Origin of the sequence: Microbacterium sp. LWH10-1.2, from assembly GCF_038397765.1 — a bacterium.
GTDB lineage: Bacteria > Actinomycetota > Actinomycetes > Actinomycetales > Microbacteriaceae > Microbacterium > Microbacterium natoriense.
Window position 1 is genome coordinate 415056 of sequence record NZ_CP151638.1, and the last position, 15961, is coordinate 431016.

17 protein-coding genes are annotated in these 15961 nt (G+C 68.5%); 10 read left to right on the top strand and 7 right to left on the bottom strand.

The window, feature by feature from the left end:
* From MRBLWH10_RS01875 to MRBLWH10_RS01905, 7 genes are all read left to right on the top strand, one after another.
* The gene (locus MRBLWH10_RS01875; protein WP_341941427.1) at positions 1-564 is read left to right on the top strand and encodes a tripartite tricarboxylate transporter TctB family protein; all 564 of its coding nucleotides are present in this window, start codon (positions 1-3) and stop codon (positions 562-564) included.
* The gene (locus MRBLWH10_RS01880) at positions 564-2111 is read left to right on the top strand and encodes a tripartite tricarboxylate transporter permease (RefSeq protein ID WP_341941428.1); all 1548 of its coding nucleotides are present in this window, start codon (positions 564-566) and stop codon (positions 2109-2111) included. Before MRBLWH10_RS01875 ends, MRBLWH10_RS01880 begins: the two co-directional genes overlap by 1 nt.
* Positions 2112-2234: 123 nt before the next feature.
* On the top strand, positions 2235-3032 hold the full coding sequence (locus MRBLWH10_RS01885; protein WP_341941429.1) for a sulfite exporter TauE/SafE family protein: 798 nt from the start codon (positions 2235-2237) through the stop codon (positions 3030-3032).
* 26 nt (positions 3033-3058) lie between these two features.
* Complete coding sequence (locus MRBLWH10_RS01890) at positions 3059-3514, top strand: MaoC family dehydratase N-terminal domain-containing protein (RefSeq protein WP_105673653.1); 456 nt, start codon at positions 3059-3061, stop codon at positions 3512-3514.
* Complete coding sequence (locus MRBLWH10_RS01895; protein ID WP_341941430.1) at positions 3514-3912, top strand: MaoC/PaaZ C-terminal domain-containing protein; 399 nt, start codon at positions 3514-3516, stop codon at positions 3910-3912. The genes MRBLWH10_RS01890 and MRBLWH10_RS01895 overlap by 1 nt, the downstream gene beginning before the upstream one ends.
* Positions 3912-5042: a UDP-N-acetylmuramate dehydrogenase gene (locus tag MRBLWH10_RS01900; RefSeq protein ID WP_341941431.1), complete on the top strand. Its 1131-nt coding sequence runs from the start codon at positions 3912-3914 to the stop codon at positions 5040-5042. Before MRBLWH10_RS01895 ends, MRBLWH10_RS01900 begins: the two co-directional genes overlap by 1 nt.
* A 32-nt stretch (positions 5043-5074) precedes the next feature.
* Positions 5075-5476 carry a VOC family protein gene (locus MRBLWH10_RS01905; protein WP_341941432.1) on the top strand — a complete coding sequence of 134 codons (402 nt, stop codon included), beginning with the start codon at positions 5075-5077 and terminating at the stop codon, positions 5474-5476.
* Positions 5477-5568: 92 nt separating this feature from the next.
* On the opposite strand, the gene MRBLWH10_RS01910 is transcribed toward MRBLWH10_RS01905, so the two are convergent.
* Together MRBLWH10_RS01910 and ald are read right to left on the bottom strand one after the other, a co-directional pair.
* Positions 5569-6768 (bottom strand): pyridoxal phosphate-dependent aminotransferase, encoded by a 1200-nt coding sequence (locus MRBLWH10_RS01910; protein ID WP_341941433.1) that lies wholly within the window; start codon positions 6766-6768, stop codon positions 5569-5571.
* 182 nt (positions 6769-6950) lie between these two features.
* Positions 6951-8036: an alanine dehydrogenase gene (ald, locus tag MRBLWH10_RS01915; protein ID WP_341941434.1), complete on the bottom strand. Its 1086-nt coding sequence runs from the start codon at positions 8034-8036 to the stop codon at positions 6951-6953.
* A gap of 121 nt (positions 8037-8157) precedes the next feature.
* On the opposite strand from ald, the gene MRBLWH10_RS01920 reads away from it, so the two are divergent.
* Positions 8158-8667: an Lrp/AsnC family transcriptional regulator gene (locus MRBLWH10_RS01920; RefSeq protein ID WP_341941435.1), complete on the top strand. Its 510-nt coding sequence runs from the start codon at positions 8158-8160 to the stop codon at positions 8665-8667.
* A gap of 136 nt (positions 8668-8803) precedes the next feature.
* Here MRBLWH10_RS01920 and MRBLWH10_RS01925 read toward each other — a convergent pair whose 3' ends face one another.
* The gene (locus MRBLWH10_RS01925; RefSeq protein ID WP_341941436.1) at positions 8804-9079 is read right to left on the bottom strand and encodes a hypothetical protein; all 276 of its coding nucleotides are present in this window, start codon (positions 9077-9079) and stop codon (positions 8804-8806) included.
* A gap of 11 nt (positions 9080-9090) precedes the next feature.
* A complete protein-coding gene (locus MRBLWH10_RS01930; RefSeq protein ID WP_341941437.1) occupies positions 9091-9771 on the bottom strand; it encodes a hypothetical protein in 681 nt (226 codons plus the stop codon).
* A 238-nt stretch (positions 9772-10009) separates the two neighbouring features.
* Between MRBLWH10_RS01930 and MRBLWH10_RS01935 the strand changes: the two genes are divergently transcribed.
* Positions 10010-10261, top strand: a complete 252-nt coding sequence (locus tag MRBLWH10_RS01935; protein ID WP_341941438.1) for a hypothetical protein — start codon at positions 10010-10012, stop codon at positions 10259-10261.
* 189 nt (positions 10262-10450) lie between these two features.
* On the opposite strand, the gene MRBLWH10_RS01940 is transcribed toward MRBLWH10_RS01935, so the two are convergent.
* From MRBLWH10_RS01940 to aceB, 3 genes are all read right to left on the bottom strand, one after another.
* Positions 10451-10882, bottom strand: coding sequence for a hypothetical protein (locus MRBLWH10_RS01940; RefSeq protein ID WP_341941439.1), 432 nt, complete (start codon positions 10880-10882; stop codon positions 10451-10453).
* A 105-nt stretch (positions 10883-10987) separates the two neighbouring features.
* A complete protein-coding gene (locus MRBLWH10_RS01945; RefSeq protein ID WP_341941440.1) occupies positions 10988-12583 on the bottom strand; it encodes an isocitrate lyase in 1596 nt (531 codons plus the stop codon).
* 32 nt (positions 12584-12615) lie between these two features.
* Positions 12616-14262 carry a malate synthase A gene (gene aceB / locus MRBLWH10_RS01950; protein ID WP_341941441.1) on the bottom strand — a complete coding sequence of 549 codons (1647 nt, stop codon included), beginning with the start codon at positions 14260-14262 and terminating at the stop codon, positions 12616-12618.
* Positions 14263-14402: 140 nt separating this feature from the next.
* Here aceB and MRBLWH10_RS01955 point away from each other — a divergent pair, with 140 nt between their 5' ends.
* Positions 14403-15854: a helix-turn-helix domain-containing protein gene (locus MRBLWH10_RS01955; protein ID WP_105673617.1), complete on the top strand. Its 1452-nt coding sequence runs from the start codon at positions 14403-14405 to the stop codon at positions 15852-15854.
* Positions 15855-15961 lie beyond the last annotated feature (107 nt).

The following is a 15961-nucleotide window of genomic DNA, read 5'->3' on the forward strand; positions in this document are numbered from 1 at the left end:
ATGACCCCCTCCGGTTCTCTGGGGACGGGAGGGGACGCCGTGCGGGCGGGCGTGAGCCCGTCCGCACGGTCGTCGTCGCTCCCCGTCGGCGAGCTGGTGTTCGCCGTGCTCATGGTCGGACTCGGCATGTTCGCCGTCGCCGGCGTCTTCGCCATCCACGTGCCCCTCGGTGCGACCGTGGGCCCGAGGGTCTTCCCGATCTTCGTGTCGGCGATCCTGCTGGCCTCGGCCGTCGCGGTGCTCGTCGGCGTGCTCCGCGGCAAGAGGGGCGCCGCCGAGGAGGGCGAGGACATCGACACCAGCCTCCCGACCGACTGGCTCACCCTCGCGAAGCTCGCCGGCCTGATCGTGGCACACCTGCTGCTGATCGAACCGCTGGGCTGGGCTCCGGCCGCCGCCGTCCTGTTCGGCGGCGTCGCGTGGTCTCTCGGGGCGAAGAAGTGGTGGATGGCGTTCCTCGTCGGCATCCTCCTCGCGCTCGTCGTGCAGATCGTGTTCGGCGGACTCCTCGGGCTCTCGCTGCCGTGGGGCCCCGCGCTCGGCTGGCTCGGAAGGATGTTCTGATGGACAGCTGGTCCCTGCTCATGGAGGGGTTCGCGACCGCGTTGCAGCCCCAGTACCTCGTCTTCGCCTTCTTCGGCGTCTTCATCGGCACCGCCGTCGGCGTCCTGCCCGGCATCGGTCCGGCCATGACGGTCGCGCTGCTGCTGCCGCTCACGTACAGCCTCGACCCCGCCGCCGCGCTGATCACCTTCGCCGGCATCTACTACGGCGGCATGTACGGAGGGTCGACGACGAGCATCCTGCTCAACACCCCGGGGGAGTCGGCCTCGATCGTCACGGCGATCGAGGGCAACAAGATGGCGAAGCTCGGACGAGGCGCTGCCGCGCTCGCCACGGCCGCACTCGGGTCCTTCGTCGCCGGCACGCTCGCGACGGTCGGGCTCACCCTGCTGGCGCCGGTGCTCGCGCAGTTCGCCGTGAACCTCGGGCCGTCCGACTACGTCGCGCTCATCGTGATCGCGTTCGTGACGGTCGGCGCGCTGATCGGCAGCTCGATCTCGCGCGGGATGCTGTCGCTCGGCGTCGGTCTGTTCCTCGGACTCGTCGGCACCGATCTGCTCTCCGGACAGCAGCGCTACACGCTGGGGCTGCTGCCGCTGTCGGACGGCGTCGACATCGTGCTCGTCGCGGTCGGGCTGTTCGCGGTGGGGGAGACGCTGTACATCGCGGCGCGGCTGCGGCACGGCGGCGTGGAGGTCATCCCCGTCGCCAGAGGATGGCGCAGCTGGATGACCAAGGAGGACTGGCGCCGGTCGTGGAAGCCGTGGCTGCGAGGCACGGCCATCGGGTTCCCGATCGGCACGATCCCCGCCGGCGGCGCGGACGTCGCGACCTTCCTGTCGTACGCGACCGAGCGCAAGCTCTCGCGGCACCGGAACGAGTTCGGCCGGGGTGCGATCGAGGGCGTCGCGGGGCCGGAGTCGGCGAACAACGCGGCGGCGGCCGGTGTGCTCGTGCCGCTGCTGACGCTGGGACTGCCGACGACGGCGACCGCGGCCATCATCCTCACCGCCTTCCAGTCCTACGGGCTCCAGCCGGGTCCGCTGCTGTTCCAGAGCCAGTCGAGCCTGGTGTGGGCGCTGATCGCGAGCCTGTACATCGGCAACGTGATCCTGATCGTGCTGAACCTGCCGCTGGTGGGCATGTGGGTGAAGCTGCTGCAGATCCCGCGGCCGTACCTCTACGCCGGCATCCTGCTGTTCGCCGTGTTCGGGGCGTACGCGCTGCACTACTCGCCCGTCGACATCCTCATCCTGCTCGTGGTGGGCGTGCTCGGCTACTTCATGCGGCGCTTCGGCTACCCGGTCGCCCCGCTCGTCGTCGGCATGATCCTGGGGCCGATGGGAGAGGAGCAGCTGCGCAAGGCGCTGCAGCTGAGCCAGGGCGATCTCACGACGCTCGTCGCGCAGCCCTTCGCGGCGATCGCGTACGGCGTGCTGGCGCTGCTGATCATCGGCGGGCTGTGGCTGCGCCGTCGGCAGCAGCGCTATGAGCAGGCGCTCACCGAGTCGATCGCCGTGCCGGTCAGAGCGGATTCGGAGATCTGACCGCCCAGGACGCCGCGTCCCTCCCTCGCCGATGCGCGATGCGCGTTGCACGGGAGGGACGCGGCGTCCGTCCGGCGCGGGGGCGGCGTCAGGCGGAGCAGGGCCCGAGAGTAGGCTGGAACGGTGAACGACGTCCTGGCCCCGAACCGCGGGCCTCGCGCCTACGCATCCTTCATCGGCATCGGCCTCATCGCCGGGCTCCTGTCCGGCCTCTTCGGCGTCGGCGGCGGCACCGTGATCGTGCCCCTGCTCGTGCTGCTGCTGCACTTCAATCAGCGGCTCGCCGCGGGGACGTCCCTGGCGGCCATCATCCCGACCGCGACCGTCGGCGTGATCTCCTATGCCGTGCACGACTCGGTGGCCTGGATCCCCGCGATCATCCTCGCGGCCGGATCTGTCCTCGGTGCGCAGATCGGCACCAGGCTGCTCCCCAAGATCTCGCAGACGACGCTGCGATGGGCCTTCGTCTCCTTCCTCATCGTCGTGATCGTGACGCTGTTCCTCGTGATCCCCTCCAGGGATGCCGTCTTCGACCTGAACTGGCTCAGCGGCGTCTCGCTCGTCGCCCTCGGCGTCGCGACCGGCATCATCGCCGGCCTCATCGGCGTCGGCGGCGGGGTGATCGTGGTGCCGGCGATGATGATCGCCTTCGGCACCAGCGACCTCGTGGCCAAGGGCACCTCGCTGCTGATGATGATCCCCACCGCGATCTCCGGGACGATCGGCAATCTCCGCAACCGCAACGTCGACCTCGTCGCGGCGGGCCTGGTCGGCGTCTCGGCCTGCACGACGACCGCGCTCGGCGCCTGGCTGGCGACGCTGATCGACCCGCTGACGGCCAACATCCTGTTCGCCGCCTACCTCGTCGTCATCGCGGCGCAGATGGCGCTCAAGGCGATCCGGGGTCGCAAGAAGAGCTGAGCACCCCCGAGAAGTAGGATCGAAGGGTGGCAGTGAACCAAGAACTCGTCGGACGGGACTTCCCGCCGACCACCCCGTACCTCGTCGGCCGTGAGAAGATCCGCGAGTTCGCGCGCGCCGTCTTCGCGGATGCTCCGCAGCACACCGATGTCGAGGCCGCGCGCGCCGCGGGCTTCGCCGACGTCGTCGCACCGCCGACCTTCGCGATGGTCGTGCAGGATCACACGCTGCAGCAGCTGCTGAACCAGACCGACTCCGGCATCGTGCTCGCGCGCACGATCCACGCCGAGCAGCGCTTCACCTACTCGCGTCCGATCGTGGCCGGAGACGAGCTCACGGGCCAGCTGCGCGTGACCGGCATCCGCATGATGGGCGGCAACGCCATGATCACGAGCGAGGCCGAGATCACGGATGCCGATGGCGCCCACGTCGTGACCGCCACCAGCATGCTGCTCGTGGGGTCGGAAGAAGGAGCCGAGTGATGTCGTTCACCGTCGGAGACGTGATCGCCGAGCGCACCGTGCACCTGACCCGCGAGTCGCTCGTGCGGTACGCCGGAGCGTCAGGGGACTTCAACCCCATCCACTACCGCGACGACGTCGCCGCGGCCGTCGGCCTCCCCGGAGTGCTCGCGCACGGCATGCTCACGATGGGTGTGGCCTCCTCCGTCGTGGTCGCCGCCCTCGACCCCGCCGCGCTCATCCTCGACTACGGCGTGCGCTTCACGAAGCCCGTCGTCGTCGACCCGCAGGACGGCGCCGATGTGCACGTGCTGGCCACGGTCGGCGCTGTCGACGACGAGGCCGTGCGCATCGACCTGAAGGTCACGTTCGGCGAGACGACCGTGCTGGTCAAGGCGCAGCTGCGCGTCGCGATCTGATGCGCGAGGTCGAGCCGATCCGCCTGTCCGCCCTCACCACGCTGCGCACGGGCGCCGCCCCGGAGCGGATGCTGGAGGCGTCGACAGCCGACGAACTCGTCGGGGCGCTCCGCGACGTGTGGTCCCGAGGAGACGACTGGTTCGTCCTCGGAGGCGGGTCGAACCTCTTCGTCGGAGACGCTCCGTTCGAGGGCACGGTCATCCGCATCCTCACGCAGGGCATCGAGGAGCTCCCGTCGCCGCACGCCGGGCGCCTCCGCCTCCGCGCCCAGGCCGGTCATGCGTGGGACGACCTCGTCGCCTACGCGGTCGAGCACGGCTACGCGGGGCTGGAGGCCATGAGCGGCATCCCCGGCACCGTCGGCGCCGCCCCCGTGCAGAACATCGGGGCGTACGGCCAGGAGGTGCAGGAGACGCTGGTCGCGGTCGAGCTGCTCGACGAGCACGCCGACGAGATCGTCACGGTCCCGGCCTCCGAGCTCGGCCTCGGATTCCGCACCTCGGTGTTCAAGCACCACTACGGCAGCGAACCCCACCGCAGGGCGGTCATCCTCTCCATCACGGTCGACCTGCTCGTGGCGGGGGAGCGCGTCGTGCGGGGCGAGCAGCTGCGTCGGGCGCTCGCGCTCGAGGGCGACGAGCCGGTGCCGCTGCGCTGGGTGCGCGAGCGCATCCTCGCGACCCGCGCCTCGAAGGGCATGCTGCTCGACGAGGACGACCCCGACACGCACGGAGTCGGCTCCTTCTTCCAGAACGCGATCGTGCCGGAGAGCGTCGCCCGAGCGCTCCCGCCGGAGTGCCCTCGCTGGCCCGTCTCGCCCGACCTCGACGCCGTGACCGTGATCCCGCTGGCCTCCTACGACGGGCTGGTCCCGCCGTCGAAGCCGGAGCGCGCGGAGGTCAAGGTGAGCGCCGCGTGGCTGATCGAGCAGGCCGGCATCCGCAAGGGATTCAAGCTGCCGCGGTCGCGGGCCTCCGTGTCGACCAAGCACGCCCTCGCCCTCACCAACCGCGGTGGGGCGACCGCCGCCGAGGTCTCGGAGCTCGCGCGCTTCATCCAGAGCCGCGTGCACTCCGAGTTCGGTCTCGTGCTGCAGCCCGAGCCGGTGCTCGTCGGCGTCGAGCTCTGACGAGCGTCGGTGCGTCGACGTACACTCGCGGGATGAGCGGACTGATTCCCTACCTCCTGTTCCCCGGCAACGCGGCGGAGGCGCTGGGCCACTATCAGGCGGTGTTCGGCGGCGAGCTGCAGATGTTCGACTACGCGACGGCGGGGCGCCACGACGGTCCGCCCGACGCCGTCGCTCACGGTCAGCTCTCCGGTCTCGTCGACCTGGCCGGAGCCGACGCGGGGGCCGATGACGACGCGGTGCAGATGGGCGGCATGTTCCTGTCGCTGCTCGGCACCGCGGATGCCGTCACGCTGACGCGATGGTACGACGAGCTCGCCGCCGGCGGACGCGTCATCGATGCGCTGCAGAAGCGCCCGTGGGGCGACTGGGACGGCACGCTCGTCGATCGCTACGGCATCCGCTGGCTCATCGGATACCACCCCGAGGACTGAGCGGCCCGCCATCCCGACCCGCTGAACGACGACGCCCCTCCGGTCCGCGTGGACCGGAGGGGCGTCGTGTTGCCGGGGAAGGCCCCGCCGGCTCAGGAGAACAGGCGCTGGAGGCGCTGCACGCCCTCGAGGAGCTGGTCGTCGCCCAGGGCGTACGACATGCGGATGTAGCCCGACGGGCCGAACGCCTCGCCGGGGACGACGGCGACCTCGGCCTGCTCGAGGATGAGGTCGGCGAGCTCGAGGGAGGTGGTCGGCGTCACGCCGCCCCACGTGCGGCCGAGGAGGCCCTGCACGTCGGGGTACACGTAGAACGCGCCGAGGGGGTTCGGCACGATGAGGCCGTCGATCTTCGACAGCTCCGAGACGATGAGCTGGCGGCGGCGGTCGAACGCCTCGCGCATCTTCTCGGCCTCGGTCTGCGGGCCGTTGAGGGCGGCGATCGCGGCCTTCTGGGCGACGTTGTTCACGTTGCTCGACAGGTGCGACTGCAGGTTGCCCGCGATCTTGATGGCGTCGGCGGGGCCGACCATCCAGCCCACGCGCCAGCCGGTCATGGCGTAGGTCTTCGCCACGCCGTTGACGAGGATGGTCTGGTTCGCGGCCTCGGGCACGGCCTCGACGATCGAGGTGGCCTTGACGCCCTCGTACGTGAGGTTCTGGTAGATCTCGTCGGAGATGATCCAGATGCCGTGCTCGACGGCCCATTCGCCGATCGCCTTCGTCTCCTCCGCGGTGTAGACGGATCCGGTGGGGTTCGACGGCGAGACGAACACGAGCGCGGTGGTGCGCTCGGTGCGCGCGGCCTCGAGCTGCTCGACCGTGACCTTGTAGTCCTGGTCGGCGCCGGCGAAGACCTCGACGGGCGTGCCGTCGGCGAGACGGATCGCCTCGGGGTACGTGGTCCAGTACGGCGCGGGCAGCAGCACCTCGTCGCCGGGGTTCACGACGGCCTGGAACGCCTGATAGACCGACTGCTTGCCGCCGTTGGTCACGATGACCTGATTCGGCGAGACCTCGAGCCCGGAGTCGCGCAGCGTCTTCGCGGCGATCGCCTCGCGCAGCGCCGGAAGGCCGGCCGCCGGCGTGTAGCGGTAGCTCGCGGGGTCGGCCAGGGCCTCGGCCGCGGCATCCACGATGAACTGCGGCGTCGCGAAGTCGGGTTCGCCGGCGGCATACGAGATGACGGGCTTGCCCTCGGCCTTCAGAGCCTTGGCCTTGGCATCGACCTTGAGGGTCGCGGACTCGGCGATGGCGGACAGCTTGCGAGAGAGAGGTGCGCGTTCGGTCACGGTAAAAGCGTACTCGGCCCGCCGCCCGCGGCATCCTCCGGATGTCGATAAGAATGACGGAACTTTCCGTATCCGTGCACGAAGTCCACGAGGCCGCGGGGCAGCCCGTCGTGAGGGGTCGCGACACACCGGGTCAGGGACCAGGGATGCCGCGATCTCCGACCCCTCGCGCGGGGTTCGGGTCAGAGGCCGTGCGCCTGGGCGACCGCGTCGAGCACGATGCGCCCGCCCTGGACGTTCAGCCCCTTGGCGAGGGCGGCGTCGTCGGATGCCGCGCGGTCCCAGCCCTTGCCGGCGATCGCCGACACGTAGGGGAGGGTCGCGTTGGTGAGGGCGCGCGTCGCGGTCTCGGGCACGGCGCCCGGCATGTTCGCGACGCAGTAGTAGATCGAGTCGTGCACCGCGAAGGTCGGGTCGTCGTGCGTCGTCGGGCGCGAGCCCTCGAAGCATCCGCCCTGGTCGATTGCGATGTCCACGAGTACAGAGCCGGGCTTCATGGCGGCGACCATGTCGTCGGTGACGAGCTTGGGGGCAGCGGCGCCGGGGATCAGCACCGAGCCGATCACGAGGTCGGCCGTGGCGAGCTCCTCCGCGATGTCGTAGCGGTTCGAGGCCCGGGTCTCCAGAGCCCCGCCGTAGCGGTGCTCCAGTTCCCGCAGACGCGGCAGGGAGATGTCGATCACGGTGACCTTCGAGCCGAGGCCGAGGGCGTTGGCCGCGGCGTGCTCACCGGCGACGCCGCCGCCGATCACGACGGTCTTCGCACGCGGCGTGCCGGCGATGCCGCCGAGCAGCATGCCGCGGCCGCCGTTCGAGCGCAGCAGGGAGTACGACCCCATGGTGACGGAGAGCCGACCGGCGATCTCGCTCATGGGCACGAGCAGCGGCAGGCTGCGATCGGGCAGCTGCACCGTCTCGTAGGCGACCGCGGTGGTGCCGGCATCGACGAGCGCCGTGGTGAGCGCGCGGTCGGCGGCCAGGTGCAGGTACGTGAAGAGGGTGAGGTCGGGGCGCAGGAAGCCGTACTCCTGGGCGATGGGCTCCTTGACCTTGATGAGCAGATCGGCCTGGGTCCAGGCCTCCTCCGCGGTCGCGACGATCTCGGCGCCGGCGAGGCGATACGCCTCGTCGGAGATGCGCGAGCCGAGGCCCGCACCGGACTGCACGATGACGCGGTGCCCCTCGCGGACCAGGCGGTCGGCGCCGGCCGGGGTGAGCGCGACGCGGCTCTCGTTGTTCTTGACCTCAGTGGGCACGGCGATCTTCATCGATCGGATCCTTCCGGGTGGCGGCTGTTTCTGCGTCCACCAGAATCGCAGAAACATCGGCGTTCAGAAAGATTTCCTGAAGACTATTCGACAGAGACCCTGATCCTGAATAATCATTCGGATGGAGACCTCTTCCGCGGCCCCGCAGCCGAACACTCTGCGAGCCCCCGCCCTCGACGCCGTCGACACGCAGATCGTCCGGCTGCTGGCGGCCGACGGGCGCATGACCAACGCCGAGCTCGCCGTCAAGCTGGGAGTCGCCCCGTCGACGGCGCACGCCAGACTGCGATCCCTGCTCGACAGAGGGGTGATCACCGGCTTCCATGCGAGCGTGGACGAGCGGATGCTGGGCGCTGGTCTCCAGGCGATCATCGGCGTGACGCTGCGCCCGAGCGGGCGGAGGGAGAGCATCGTGGAGTTCGCGGAGAGGGTGCGCGTGCTGCCCCAGGTGATCCAGCTGTTCTTCCTCGGCGGCGACGACGACTTCCTCCTGCACATCGCGGTCGCGGACTCCTCGGAGATGCGCGAGTTCGTGCTGGAGCATCTCTCCGCGCAGTCCAGCGTCGCCTCCACGCGGACGAGCATCGTGTTCGACTACCACCGAAACTCGGTCGCCGCCTCGTTCCGCTGAGGCGGCGGCTGCCGCGCACAACGGCACCTCATCGGTGGCCGGGCAGGTCACCGCTGAGGTGCCGTTGGGGATCAGGCGTCTTCGTCGCGAACGTCACCGAGGCATCTCATCCTGGGTGCCGTCCCGAGTGCTGTGATCATGCCGACGCCATGAAAAGCGACAGGGTCACCGCCGTGCCGAACACAACCGACAGAATCGATATCGACAATGCAATCCAGAGCATCACCCGGGCCGTTGCGTTACGGCTTCGACGCAGCACGATCACAATGAACGGAATCAACACCACGCTCGCGACGAGGAACACCGGGAACAGGAGAGAAAGCACCGCGCACGAAGCGGCGCCGAGAATCAGCCACGTCGCTTGAGCGAAGTGCGTTTCGGTCCGCGGTGCAACCTGAAGCTGAGTGTTCATGGACGGGCTCCTTAGATGTTCTTCAGCCAGCGAGATACGAAGCCGGGGCCGTTGACGATCATGCCCATCTCCTTGTTCATGGTGAATCCGGACCCTTGGTAGACGAGGCTACCTCGGAACACTCCTGTGCAGTACCCCTGTCCTCCGGCCACTCGATGAGTTGACGAAGTGCTGAAGTTCCAGAATCCGCTGAGTCCCGAGTACCAGTTGGTGCACTCATAATCCTTCAGGACCTTGCCGCTACCCGTCTGATACTTGTATCTCAGATTCCATGTGCCGACGGCAACTCCGAGCAGGAGATTGTCGTTCTTGTAATTTGACGTGACTTCGTACGTCGCTGCGGCTGCAGTCGCCGTCTTTGCTGCGTTCGATGCCGTTTCTGTGGTAGGTCGAATTGTGGTCGTGACGACGGGGGCGCCGACCTCAAAGGCTGCCGCAGGGTTGTCTCCTTCGAGAACACTCACCAGGTTCGCCTTCTCTGCGACAGAAAGACGGTCGAACTTGCTCAGAAGTTGAGAGGCTACTCCATTGGAGAGATTCATTTCCTCTACGACGCCTGAGAATTCCTGGGTCAGTTCTGACGCGTCATTCGTTGGTCCCTGATCATTGGCTGATGCGGGAACGGCTCCGAGTGTACTCGCAACGAGTAGTGCGATGCCGAATGGTGCAAGCAGGGATATTGACTTCTTCAAAGATCCTTCTCATTTCGCTTGTATTCTGCGCGGAGTTCGCGCCAGGTGGAACTTTTGGACGTCGTGAGGCCACCGGTGGAGGTGCTTCCTGCGTTTATCGTCCGTCATGAATTACTGGTGCAAATTCACACTACGGTTGAGTCGAGCAAAATGTCTGTCCCCTTTTCGGGGGACAGCGGAGGTCAGTCATCTGCTGATCTGCTGTACTGCTCTCTTCGAACGCTGACGGGAGCCTGAGGTGGATCTGCTGCCTCTTTCTGCCTCGGAGATGCGCGAGTTCGCGCTGGAGCATCTCCTCACCGTCATCGCTCAACGCTCGGGCTTCGCGGACGCTGCCGCGCTGCGCGCACAGTTCGGCCGCCACATCGGGCTCAGCCCTCGGGCGTTCCGCCTCGCGGCGCTCACGCGGCAGGAGCGTCTCGCCGAGGCCATGCTCCTCAGCGACGAGCAGTCGGGGCTGTCGTCACCGGTCGGTGCCGGCGAAACGTGAATCGCGTGCCAGAGCGGACGTCCCGTGCCTGGTTCCGAGTCTGCGGTGCCGTTTTGCGCGACGACGTCCCGCACGCATCGCCTCACGCCTAGTCTGGGCCTGTCCGGTCCCCAGCCGGACGGAGGCGGTCGATGCCGTCGGCAGACGCGGAGCCGAGACGGGTATGACGCCCCCACGTGCCCGCGGGCGTCAGGCGCCGTAGGAGGCGGGCGCCGCGCAGTAGTCCGCGAAGCGGCGGAACGGATGCCGCGGATCGGTCACCTCGACGAGGGCGTCCGCCACCGTGTGCGGGGGTTCGTCTCCGGCGAGCTGCCAGAGCGCGTAGCTCCACATGCCGCGTGCCGCCTCGCTCAGCAGAGCGCCGGGGCCCGACACGATCAGCACCCGCGGAGACCGCTCGGCGCGGAACGGGGCGACGACGTCCGCGCGGAGCTGCGCAGGGTCCACCTCGTCGATGTGGGTGCGCACGACATCCTGTCCGGCCGCGCGCAGCGCATCGGCGAGCTCGTCCGCCGCGGCTCGCGAGCGCTCGGCATCCGCTCCCGCCACCGCGAGCAGGCGCGTGCCGCGGGGGTAGAGGTGCAGGAACTCGCCGGCGATGCCGGTCCACACGTCGCTCATCGCTCCAGGCTATGCCCGCCCGCCCCCGGCACGGCGATGCCCCTCACCGGATCGCGGTGAGGGGCATCGTCCTGGGGCATCCGGATCCGTCGTCCGGACTGGTCCTTAGTTGAACTGGTTCATCGTGTTGTGCTGACCGCCGGCCTTGAGCGCGGCGTCCCCGGCGAAGTACTCCTTGTGGTTGTCGCCGAGGTCGGAGCCCGCCATGTTCTGGTGCTTGACCGTGGCGATCCCGCCGCGGATCTCGCGGCGCTGCACGCCCTTGACGTAGGCGAGCATCCCCTCGTCGCCGAAGTAGCCCTTCGCGAGGTCATCCGTCGACAGCGCGGCCGTGTGGTACGTCGGGAGCGTGATGAGGTGGTGGAAGATCCCCGCGCGGGCGGAACCGTCGCGCTGGAACGAACGGATCTTCTCGTCCGCCAGCCGCGCGAGCTCGGTGTCGTCGTACTCGACGCTCATGAGCTTGTCGCGATCGTACGCCGACACGTCGCCGCCCTGCTCCGCGAGCAGGTCGTACGCCTGCTGGCGGAAGCTCAGCGTCCAGTTGAACGACGGGCTGTTGTTGTAGACGAGCTTCGCGTTCGGAATGATCTCGCGGATCGCGTCGACCATGCCCGCGATCTGCTCGACGTGCGGCTTCTCCGTCTCGATCCACAGCAGGTCGGCGCCGTTCTGCAGCGACGTGATGCAGTCGAGCACGACGCGCTCCTCGCCGGTGCCGGTGCGGAACTGGTACAGGTTGCTCGCGAGACGCTTCGGGCGCAGCAGCGCGTCGCCGCGCTTGATGACCACGTCGCCGTTGCCCAGATCGGCCTCGGAGATCTCCTCGACGTCGAGGAAGGAGTTGTACTGATCGCCGAGGTCGCCGGGCTCCTGCGAGACGGCGAGCTTCTGGGTGAGCCCCGCGCCGAGGGAGTCGGTGCGGGCGACGATGATGCCGTTGTCGATGCCGAGCTCGAGGAACGCGTAGCGGACCGCGTTGATCTTCGCGAGGAAGTCCTCGTGCGGCACGGTGACCTTGCCGTCCTGGTGGCCGCACTGCTTCTCGTCGGAGACCTGGTTCTCGATCTGGATGGCGCACGCGCCCGCCTCGATCATCTTCTTCGCGAGCAGGTACGTCGCCTCGGGGTTGCCGAAGCCGGCATCGATGTCGGCGATGATCGGGACGACGTGGGTCTCGTAGTCGTCGATCTGCGACTGGATGAACTCCGCCGCGGTCTCGTCGCCGGCGGCACGGGCGGCGTCGAGCTGGGTGAAGAGCAGGTCGAGCTCGCGGGCGTCGGCCTGGCGGAGGAACGTGTACAGCTCCTCGATCAGAGCGGGCACCGCGGTCTTCTCGTGCATCGACTGGTCGGGCAGCGGCCCGAACTCGGAGCGGAGCGCGGCGACCATCCATCCGGAGAGGTAGAGGTAGCGCTTGTTCGTCGACTTCAGGTGCTTCTTGATCGAGATGAGCTTCTGCTGCCCGATGAACCCGTGCCACACGCCGAGCGACTGCGTGTACACCGAGGAGTCCGCGTCGTACTCGTCCATGTCGCGGCGCATGATGTCGGCGGTGTACTGCGCGATCTCGAGCCCGGTGCGGAACCTGTTCTGCGCGCGCATCCGTGCGGCGGACTCCGGGTCGATGGCGTTCCAGGGGGAGCCGTGCTCCTCCTTCAGCGCCCGGATGGCGTCGATGTCGTCCTGGTACTGAGTCATGTCAAGTCCTTCGTGGTGGTGTGATGAGCGGGTCAGTTGTTCTCGATGAGGTAGCGCGAGTAGGCGCCCAGGGTGAGGAAGGTGGGGAACTCCTCGTGCAGCGCGACCTCCCGGAAGACGTCGGCGGCGTCGTCGAAGCGGTCTCCCGCCGACCGCGTGGCCTGGGCGAGGATCTCCCGGATCAGGCCCTCGACGTACTCCGCGGTGATCGCGGTGCCGTCTTCGGTGGTGCGGTCCTGGTGGATCCACTGCCACACCTGTGAGCGGCTGATCTCGGCGGTCGCCGCGTCCTCCATCAGGTTGTCGATGGCGACGGCGCCCTGCCCGCGGAGCCAGGCCTCGAGGTAGCGGATGGCCACCGAGACGTTGTCGCGCACGCCCTGCGCCGTGATCGGGCGCCCGATGTGCAGGTCGAGCAGGTCGGATGCCGAGACCGACACGTCCTCGCGGAGACGGTCGACCTGGTTCGGCCGGTCGCCGAGCACGGCGTCGAACTCGGCCTGCGCGGTGGCGATCAGGTCGGGGTGCGCCACCCAGGTGCCGTCGAAGCCGTCCGCGGCCTCGCGCTTCTTGTCGGCCGACACCTTCTCGATCGCCCGTGCGGTGACCTCGGGGTCGCGACGGTTGGGGATGAAGGCGCTCATGCCGCCGATCGCGTATGCGCCGCGCTTGTGGCACGTCTGCACGAGCAGTTCGGTGTAGGCCCGCATGAAGGGCACCGTCATGGTGACCTCGCTGCGGTCGGGGAGCACGAACCGGGCGCCGCGGCCGCGGTAGTTCTTGATGATCGAGAAGATGTAGTCCCAGCGACCGGCGTTGAGGCCGGCGCAGTGGTCGCGCAGCTCGTACAGGATCTCGTCCATCTCGAACGCCGCGGGCAGCGTCTCGATGAGCACGGTCGCGCGGATCGTGCCGTGCGGGATCCCGATGTACTCCTCGCTGAAGCTGAAGATGTCGTCCCACAGCTTCGCCTCCTCGCTCGACTCGAGCTTGGCGATGTAGAAGTACGGGCCGCGGCCCGACTCGATCAGAGCCAGCGCGTTGTGCACGAAGTAGAGGCCGAAGTCGACCAACGAGCCGGATGCCGACATCCGCCGACCTGCGCGGTCGGTGAACTCGATGTGCTTCTCGGTGAGGTGCCAGCCCCGAGGGCGCATCACGATCGTGGGCGTCCGCTCGGCGGTCACGCGGTACTCCTTGCCCTCGGGGGAGGTGAAGGAGAGCTCGCCGCGGATCGCGTCGCGCAGGGACAGCTGGCCCTCGACGACGTTCTTCCAGGTGGGGCTGGTGGCGTCCTCCTGGTCGGCCAGCCAGACCCGGGCGCCCGAGTTCAGGGCGTTGATGGTCATCTTCGGGTCGGTGGGGCCGGTGATCTCGACGCGGCGGTCCTCGAGGCCCGGGCCGGGGCCGGCGACGCGCCAGTCGGCGTCCTCGCGGATGTGCGCGGTCTCCTCGCGGAACCGCGGGTCGTGGCCGTTGCCGATCTCGAAGCGGCGGCGCATCCGGTCGGCGAGCCGGTCATGGCGACGGCCGCCGAAGCGGTGGTGCAGCTCGGTGAGGAAGGCGAGCGCATCCGGAGTGAGGATCTCGTCGTAGCGATCGCGGATGGGACCTGCGACCGTGATCGCCGGACCCTGCTGCGCCGTCTGGATCGGCGCGGTGACGGTGGGAGTGCTCATGATCAGAAGTCCTTTCTTCGAACGATCCGGCTGCGATGCCGTCTGGCTTGAGACCACTCTGCGTGAAGTTCACGACCTGAACTCACCAAATCCGGAGTGAAGATCGACGGAAATTCTGTTTCTGTGACAGAATCGCCGACATGACCACCTCAGCCGTCGAAGAAGACGCCGACGCCCTCACGATCGGCCGCCGCATCCGCCAGCTCCGCACCGCGCGCGGGATGACCCTCGACGACCTCGCCGCGGCGGTCGATCGCGCGCCGAGCCAGATGTCGATGATCGAGACGGGCAAGCGCGAGCCCAAGCTCACGCAGCTGCAGGCGATCGCGCGCGCACTGGGCGTCACGATCGACGCGCTGCTGGAGGGGGAGCCGCTCGACGAGCGCAGTGCGATCGAGATCGCGCTGGAGCGCGCGATGAAGGGGCAGACGTTCCAGGCGCTGGGCATCGAGCCCTTCCGCATCGCCAAGAGCATGCCGACGGATGCCCTCAAGGCGCTGCTGGCTCTGCACGGCGAGATCGACCGCCTCAAGGACGAGAGGGCGGCGACGCCCGAGGAGGCCAGGCGTGCGAACGTCGAGCTGCGTCACCTCATGCGACGGCAGGACAACCACTTCGCCGACCTCGAGGCCAAAGCGTCCGAGATCCTCACCGCAGTCGGCCACTCCGGCGGTCCGCTCACTCAGCGCACGGCATCCGAGATCGCCGCCTACCTCGGCTTCACCCTGCACTACGCCCCCGACCTCCCGCAGACCACGCGCAGCGTCGCCGACCTCGCCAACGGCAGGCTGTACCTCTCGAGCCGCGCGCAGGCGAAGGGCGATGCCCGCACGGCCGTGCTGCAGGCGCTGTCGAGCCGGATGCTGGGGCACGCAGAGCCGCGCAGCTACGCGGAGTTCCTCCGCCAGCGCGTGGAGACGAACTACCTCACCGGCGCCCTGCTCATGCCGGAGGGGCACGTCGTCCCGATGCTGACGGAGGCGAAGTCGCGCAAGGCGATCTCGATCGAGGACCTGCGCGACGCATACTCGGTGTCGTACGAGACGGCGGCGCACCGCTTCACGAACCTCGCGACCCGGCACCTCGACATCCCCGTGCACTTCCTCAAGGTGCACGAGTCGGGCACCATCACCAAGGCCTACGAGAACGACGACGTGAACTTCCCGACCGACCGGTTCGGCGCGATCGAGGGGCAGATGTGCTGCCGGAAGTGGACCAGCCGCGTGGTGTTCGACGAGGACGACCGGTTCAACCCGTACTACCAGTACACCGACACCGGCAACGGGACGTACTGGTGCACCGCCCGCGTCGAGGCGTCGAGCGAGGGGCTGCACTCCGTGAGCGTCGGCGTGCGCTTCGACGACACCAAGTGGTTCGTCGGGCGGGACACCCCGCACCGCGGCGTCTCGAAGCACTCGGTCGAGGTGTGCTGCCGTCGCGCTCCCGCCGAGCTCGAGGAGCGCTGGCGCGAGAACGCCTGGCCGAACGTCAAGACCCCGCGCACCCTGCTCGCGACGCTGCCCACGGGTGCGTTCCCCGGGGTCGACACGACCGACGTGTACGAGTTCCTGGAGGCGCACGCTCCGCGCTGATCCGCTCCCGGTATCCCTCCCGTCTCGAAAGATCCCGGTATCGACGTCTGATACCGGGATCTTTCGCGACGGGAGGCGTCATCGCTTCGTCAAAGTTTAGTTTGATC